The following is a 5903-nucleotide window of genomic DNA, read 5'->3' as shown; positions in this document are numbered from 1 at the left end:
GACGAGGATGCCAACATCATCATGCTGGCAACGGGAACAGGCATTGCCCCGATGCGCACTTACCTTCGCCGGATGTTCGAGTCCCGCGAACAGGAGGCCAACAGCTGGAAATTCCGCGGCAAAGCCTGGTTGTTCATGGGCGCGCCTAAAACCGCCAACCTGCTCTACGACGAGGACTTCCTCCACTACGAGAAGGAGTACCCCGACAACTTCCGCTACACCAAGGCGATCAGCCGGGAACAGCAGAACGCCAAGGGTGGCCGGATGTACATCCAGGATCGCGTTCTGGAACACGCCGAAGAGATCTTCGCGATGATCGAAGATCCCAAGACCCATGTGTATATGTGCGGTCTGCGCGGCATGGAGCCGGGCATCGATGAGGCCATGACCACCGCCGCCGCCGCCAAGGGTCTCGACTGGGCCGAACTGCGCCCTCAGCTCAAGAAGGCCGACCGCTGGCACGTGGAAACCTATTGATCGATCAGCCACCGATCGTTTCCAGTCCACCTCTCGGGGGGACTTTTTTTTCGGTTGGCAACAAACGCTGACACCAACACGGAAACAAAGCGGCGAGTCCATGTCTGTTGCCGGTTCCGTGCCTAAACCAGCGTCAGAGGCCTGGACGCTCCATGGTTGCCACAATGACGAACCCCCTCAGGGTTGGACTGCGTCAAGAGCGCGTGATTGCGCCGCAGTGTCTGGTGATCTTCGGCGCCAGCGGTGATCTAACCCACCGCAAGCTGGTGCCAGCCCTGTTTGAGCTGTTCAAGCAACGGCGTCTGCCCAGTGAGTTCGCCCTGCTGGGCTGTGCGCGACGGCCGTGGAGTGACGAGGAGTTCCGCGGAAAGATGGCGGAGGCACTCGCCAGCACGATTGAGGACGATCCCCAGGCCTGGGAGCAGTTCGTCGGCAAATTGTTCTACGAGCCGGTCGACCTTCAACAACCAGAAGATGTGGTGCGGCTGGGCACACGGCTGGAGCAGATCGATCAACAGTGCTCCACCCGCGGCAACCGCACCTTTTATCTCTCCGTCTCTCCCAAGTTCTATGGCAGTGGCTGCCGTTCACTGGCCGACGCTGGCCTGTTGAAGGACCCCAAACGCAGCCGGGTGGTGATCGAAAAACCCTTCGGACGCGACTACGGCAGTGCCCAGGCCCTCAATCGCGTGGTCCAGGCTTGCGGTCAGGAGAACCAGATCTTTCGCATCGACCATTACCTGGGCAAGGAAACCGTCCAGAACATCATGGTTCTGCGCTTTGCCAACACAATCTTCGAGCCGATCTGGAACCGCAATTACATCTCCAGTGTTCAGATCACCGCCGCGGAAACCGTCGGGGTGGAGGAGCGTGCTGGGTACTACGAATCGGCCGGTGCCCTGCGGGACATGGTGCAAAACCACCTGACCCAGATGCTGGCAATCACCGCCATGGAACCACCAGGGCGCTTTGACCCGGAAGCCATCCGCAACGAAAAAGCCAAGGTGCTCCAGGCCACCCGCCTGGCCGATGAGCTCGAACCCTGGAACTGCTGCATCCGTGGCCAGTACGGACCCGGTGGTTCTACGGAATCGCCCCTGGCCGGTTACCGCCATGAACCCGGTGTTGACCCCAACAGCACCACCGAGACCTACGTAGCGATGAAGCTGTTCATCGACAACTGGAGCTGGCAGGGGGTTCCATTTTATGTGCGCACCGGCAAACGGCTGGCCAAGCGCACGAGTGAGGTGGTGCTCACCTTCCGTGAAGCACCAGTGCATCTGTTTGATGCGGCCACCGGAGGCCCCACCGCCAATCAGCTGATCCTGCGCATCCAACCGGATGAGGGGGCCGAATTTCGCTTCGAGGTGAAATCACCTGGCTCTGGCATGCGCAGCCGCCCCATCGACATGGAGTTCTCCTACGACGAATCCTTCGGGGAACCCTCCGATGAGGGCTATGTGCGGCTCCTGGCTGACGCCATGCTCAGCGACCCAACCCTGTTCACCCGCAGTGATGAGGTGGAGGCGGCATGGCGGCTTTACACTCCGCTGCTGGAACTGATTGAAGACAGCCCCTGGCAGCTGCCGGTTCATCCCTACGAATCCCGCACCTGGGGACCTGCCGCCGCGGATGCCCTGCTGGCGAAAGACGGACTGCTCTGGCGACGCCCCTGACAGCGCACGTTCACAGCCCTGTTTATCAGCTCTTATACGTCTCGTTCATCCGTCACCATGTCCCCTCAGCTGACCCTGCAAACCCCTCTGGAACTGGCACCTGCAGAGGTGCCCCACTACCTCGAACAGCTCTGGTCCCCCGAGCAGCAGGGCAGCACCGGCACCGGGGCCAACACCTTCTGCCTGCTGATCTGGCAATCCGCCTGGGCCGAGCAGCAATTGATCCGCAGTGGTCGTCTGTCCGGGCCCGTCACCGGACAGCAATCCGCCCCCTTGATCGCTGCGGGCCGCCAAGCGGTGCTGGATGCCGACCTTCCCCTGAGCACGCCGCCGCTGGATGGGGCTGTGGTGAAGGCGGTGGCTGATTTTGAGGGGCAGGCGAGCGCAGAAGACCTGCGTGGGCAGTACATCGATCCGGCCCTGAGTGCGCTGATGCCTCGGCGCCTGATCACCCTGGCGCCAACGATCGATGCGGCGCAGCCCCTGGAAACACTCGTGGCCGCCTACTGCCCGCTGCCTGAGGAAGGGGGTGGGACCGCGGCCTGCGGTGATGTGGTGGTTCTGCGGGGCGGCCACGCTGCCCTGCGTGAGGGCCTTTCGATTCTCGAACCCCTGCTGCCGGAGTCGATGCCGGCCTGGGTCTGGTGGAACGGCTGCATCGATGAAGCATCGGAGCTGATGCAACGGCTCACCAGCGCACCACGGCGCTTGATCATCGATACCGCTCTGGGGGATCCCCATCAGTGCCTTGAGCTGCTGCGTTGCCGCGTGGAGAGCGGCCAGGCGGTGAACGATCTCAACTGGCTGCGCCTGCGCAGCTGGCGCGAGACCCTCGCCATGGTGTTCGACCCTCCGCAACGGCGTGATGCCTTGAGCCATATCACCCGTCTCGACATTGATGTTGAGGGCCATCACCCTGCCCAGGGGCTGCTGCTGGCCGCCTGGATCGCCGATCGACTGGGCTGGACGCTGCTCTCGACCGCCACGATCGAGAACGGCACCACCGCCCAGTTCAAGCGCTCCGATGGCACGGAGGTGAGCTTCCAATTGATGGCCGTGCCAACAGCCCAGCCCAACGTGCACGCTGGCCAGATGGTGGGGCTGCGGCTGATTGCTGAACCGGAGAACGGGCAAGGCGTGTGCGTGATTCTCTGCGCTGAATCCGGGGGCTGCATGCGTTTAGAAGGGGGAGGCATGGCCAACCTCGAACTGCATGAGGAGGTCGTTCCCGTGCAGCACGACACCCCTGAAATGGATGTGGCCCGCCTGCTGGGCGGCGGTCACGACAGCACCAACCCCTTGCTGGCCGCTGCGGCTCCGCTGGCTGCCAGGCTGCTGGGCTGATTCGCGTCTGAGCCATGGCCGCTGTCATCGCTGCACCAGCCAGTGGCAGCGGCAAAACCCTGTTGAGCCTGGCGCTGTTGAGCTGGGCCCAGCAGAGCGGCCGCCGGATTCAAGCCTTCAAGGTGGGACCGGACTATCTCGATGCCCAGCTGCTCAGCCAAGCCTCGGGTCAAGCCTGTCGCAATCTCGATCTCAATCTCTACGGGGAAACCTGGCTTCGCCAGGCCTTTCACGGTTACGGAGGTGCCTCTGAGCTGACCCTCGTGGAAGGGGTGATGGGGCTCTTTGATGGCATCGGCAGCGGTACAACCGGAAGCACCGCCGACGTGGCCCGCCTGCTGGACCTGCCGGTGGTACTGGTGCTGGATGCCGGCGGTCAAGCGGCCTCCCTCGGCGCCCTCGTGCGCGGATTCTGTGATCACGATCCTCAGCTGCGCATCGCCGGCGTGGTGCTCAACAAAGTCAGCAGCCCCAGGCACCGGGAGCTGCTGGCCGAGGTGCTGGAGCGCATGGAGGTACCGTTGCTGGGCTGCCTGCCGCGCAGCGAAGCCCTGGCCCTGCCGGGCCGTCATCTCGGCTTGGCCCCGTCGCATGAATTGGAGGCCCCCGAGCAGCGACGCCAGGCCTGGGCCGCTCTGGCCAGCCAGCACCTGAACCTGGAACGCCTGGAACCCCTGCTGCAGGCACCCCGCCCCGGGCCGCAGCCCCTGGCCAACATTCCCGTGGAACAGGGACAGCCCCTGCCGGTGGCTCTGGCCAGTGATGCCGCCTTTCACTTCCGCTACCAGGAAACCAGTGAACTGCTGGAGCAGATGGGCATGCCCGTGCTCCATTGGAGCCCCCTGGCCGATGAGGCCATCCCTTCAGAAGCCAAGGGACTGATCCTGCCGGGCGGTTTCCCCGAACAGCACGCCGCCCAGCTCAGCAGGTGCACGCGAAGCCTGAGCTCGCTGCGGGCATTCGTGCAGCAGCGACCGCTCTACGCCGAATGCGGCGGGATGCTGGTGCTCGGAGACCAGCTGACCGACCTTGATGGCACCAGCCACCGCATGGCGGGCCTGCTTCCCTTCACAGCCCAGCGCGGCCCGCTGCAGGTGGGCTATCGCCGCCTGCAGGCGCGGCGAGACAGCCCTGTGGTGGAAAGCGGTCAGCAGCTGGTGGGCCACGAATTTCACCGCTGGGAACTGCACACCAACCGGCCGTCCTCCGACAGGTCAGTGCTGTGGGACATTGAAGGATGGAAAGTCCATCGACATTCGGAAGGATGGGTCGATCAGACGGTTCACGCGAGCTGGGTTCACCTGCACTGGGCCAGCTCTACGACGATCTGCTCCCGATGGCGCGCCGCGCTCGAAGCCGGGGAGAAGCGATCGCCAAGCGCTTCGTCAGCCGCCAGCAACCGCCACGAATCCAACGCTTCGCCGAACGCTGACGCTGGATGATCGAAGGCCGCATTCAGCGGTTAGAGTCCCCCGCCAGTTGCAATCGGCGCGCCCTGGATCTCGGCATCAGCGGCTGAGTTCGCAACCTGAGTGATGGCCAGTGTGGAAGTTCAGGCCGAAGGGCCACCGCTGGCCTTGTCTGAACTGCGGGCCTGGTGCGAGGTCGGGCTGCCGGGCGCGAGGGGACTTCGGGTGACATCCAGTCAGCTCCCGGTCACGGGCGACGACTGGTTCGAAGTGCGCTACTGAGACACGCAGTCGAAAAGATTGGGAAGGAGGGTTCCACACTCCGCCCATCTCGCTACGGCTGAAGCAGGACCTTCGCGCCTGTCGCATGCTCCGCTTCGGATTTGTCCTGTTGATCACCGCGCTGCCCCTGCTCGGCATGGAAGCGATGAGCACGCGACGGGAAACCACAAAGCCTTCTGAAGAGCCCTTCTCGGCGTTGTGAGTTTGGGGATGAATTGGCCTGGCAGCCCTGATCCTGCGCCTCTGAAGGCCCATGGCGGAACCCCGAATCTGGACGGAACTGCTGACCTACGGGCTGGGCGTGGCGTTGTCGCCCATCCACATCGTTTTGCTGCTGTTGCTGCTGCTGGGAGCTCGCCGCTGCGGCGCGGGAGCTTGTTTGTGAGCAGCTGGCTGCTGACCAACGCCCTGGCCTGGCTCTGATCGGCGGCGGAGCCTTGATCGCCCTGGGCGGGCGTGAATGAACAGCCCCCGCCTGAAGCGCCGCCGTGAACCGTTTCGCGGCGATGCCGCTTTCCTTGCTGTTGCTGATCAGCAGCGTCACTGAAGTGATCAGTCCCGACGACCTGTTGCTGTTCGCTACAAATGCCGCTGTGATCCTGGCTGCGCAATTGCCCCTGCAGGAGGAGATTTCCTGCAGCATCGGCTTCAGCACCGCCGCCACTGCCCTGCTGATGGTTCCGTTTCTGGCGGTGTTGATCGGACGCCAGCTCCC

The 5903-nt window shown here is 63.7% G+C and carries 5 protein-coding genes and 2 pseudogenes; all 7 read left to right on the top strand.

Features of this window, described 5'->3' with window-relative positions; all coding sequences use genetic code 11:
- Positions 1-477 (top strand): annotated as a pseudogene (locus ACGVJ8_RS02450) (ferredoxin-NADP reductase); the annotation flags it as partial.
- 152 nt (positions 478-629) lie between these two features.
- The gene (zwf, locus tag ACGVJ8_RS02445; protein ID WP_392345319.1) at positions 630-2153 is read left to right on the top strand and encodes a glucose-6-phosphate dehydrogenase; all 1524 of its coding nucleotides are present in this window, start codon (positions 630-632) and stop codon (positions 2151-2153) included.
- 57 nt (positions 2154-2210) lie between these two features.
- A complete protein-coding gene (locus ACGVJ8_RS02440) occupies positions 2211-3497 on the top strand; it encodes a glucose-6-phosphate dehydrogenase assembly protein OpcA (RefSeq protein ID WP_392345318.1) in 1287 nt (428 codons plus the stop codon).
- A gap of 14 nt (positions 3498-3511) precedes the next feature.
- Complete coding sequence (locus ACGVJ8_RS02435) at positions 3512-4939, top strand: cobyrinate a,c-diamide synthase (RefSeq protein WP_392345317.1); 1428 nt, start codon at positions 3512-3514, stop codon at positions 4937-4939.
- A gap of 93 nt (positions 4940-5032) precedes the next feature.
- A complete protein-coding gene (locus ACGVJ8_RS02430; RefSeq protein ID WP_392345316.1) occupies positions 5033-5188 on the top strand; it encodes a hypothetical protein in 156 nt (51 codons plus the stop codon).
- 253 nt (positions 5189-5441) lie between these two features.
- The gene (locus ACGVJ8_RS02425; protein WP_392345315.1) at positions 5442-5573 is read left to right on the top strand and encodes a hypothetical protein; all 132 of its coding nucleotides are present in this window, start codon (positions 5442-5444) and stop codon (positions 5571-5573) included.
- A gap of 121 nt (positions 5574-5694) precedes the next feature.
- Positions 5695-5903: pseudogene (locus tag ACGVJ8_RS02420) on the top strand (GAP family protein); the annotation flags it as partial.

The sequence above is a fragment of the Parasynechococcus sp. genome (assembly GCF_042954245.1).
Lineage (GTDB): Bacteria > Cyanobacteriota > Cyanobacteriia > PCC-6307 > Cyanobiaceae > Parasynechococcus.
Note: the sequence above shows the minus strand (reverse complement) of the source record. Positions and strands in the feature narration are given on the sequence as shown.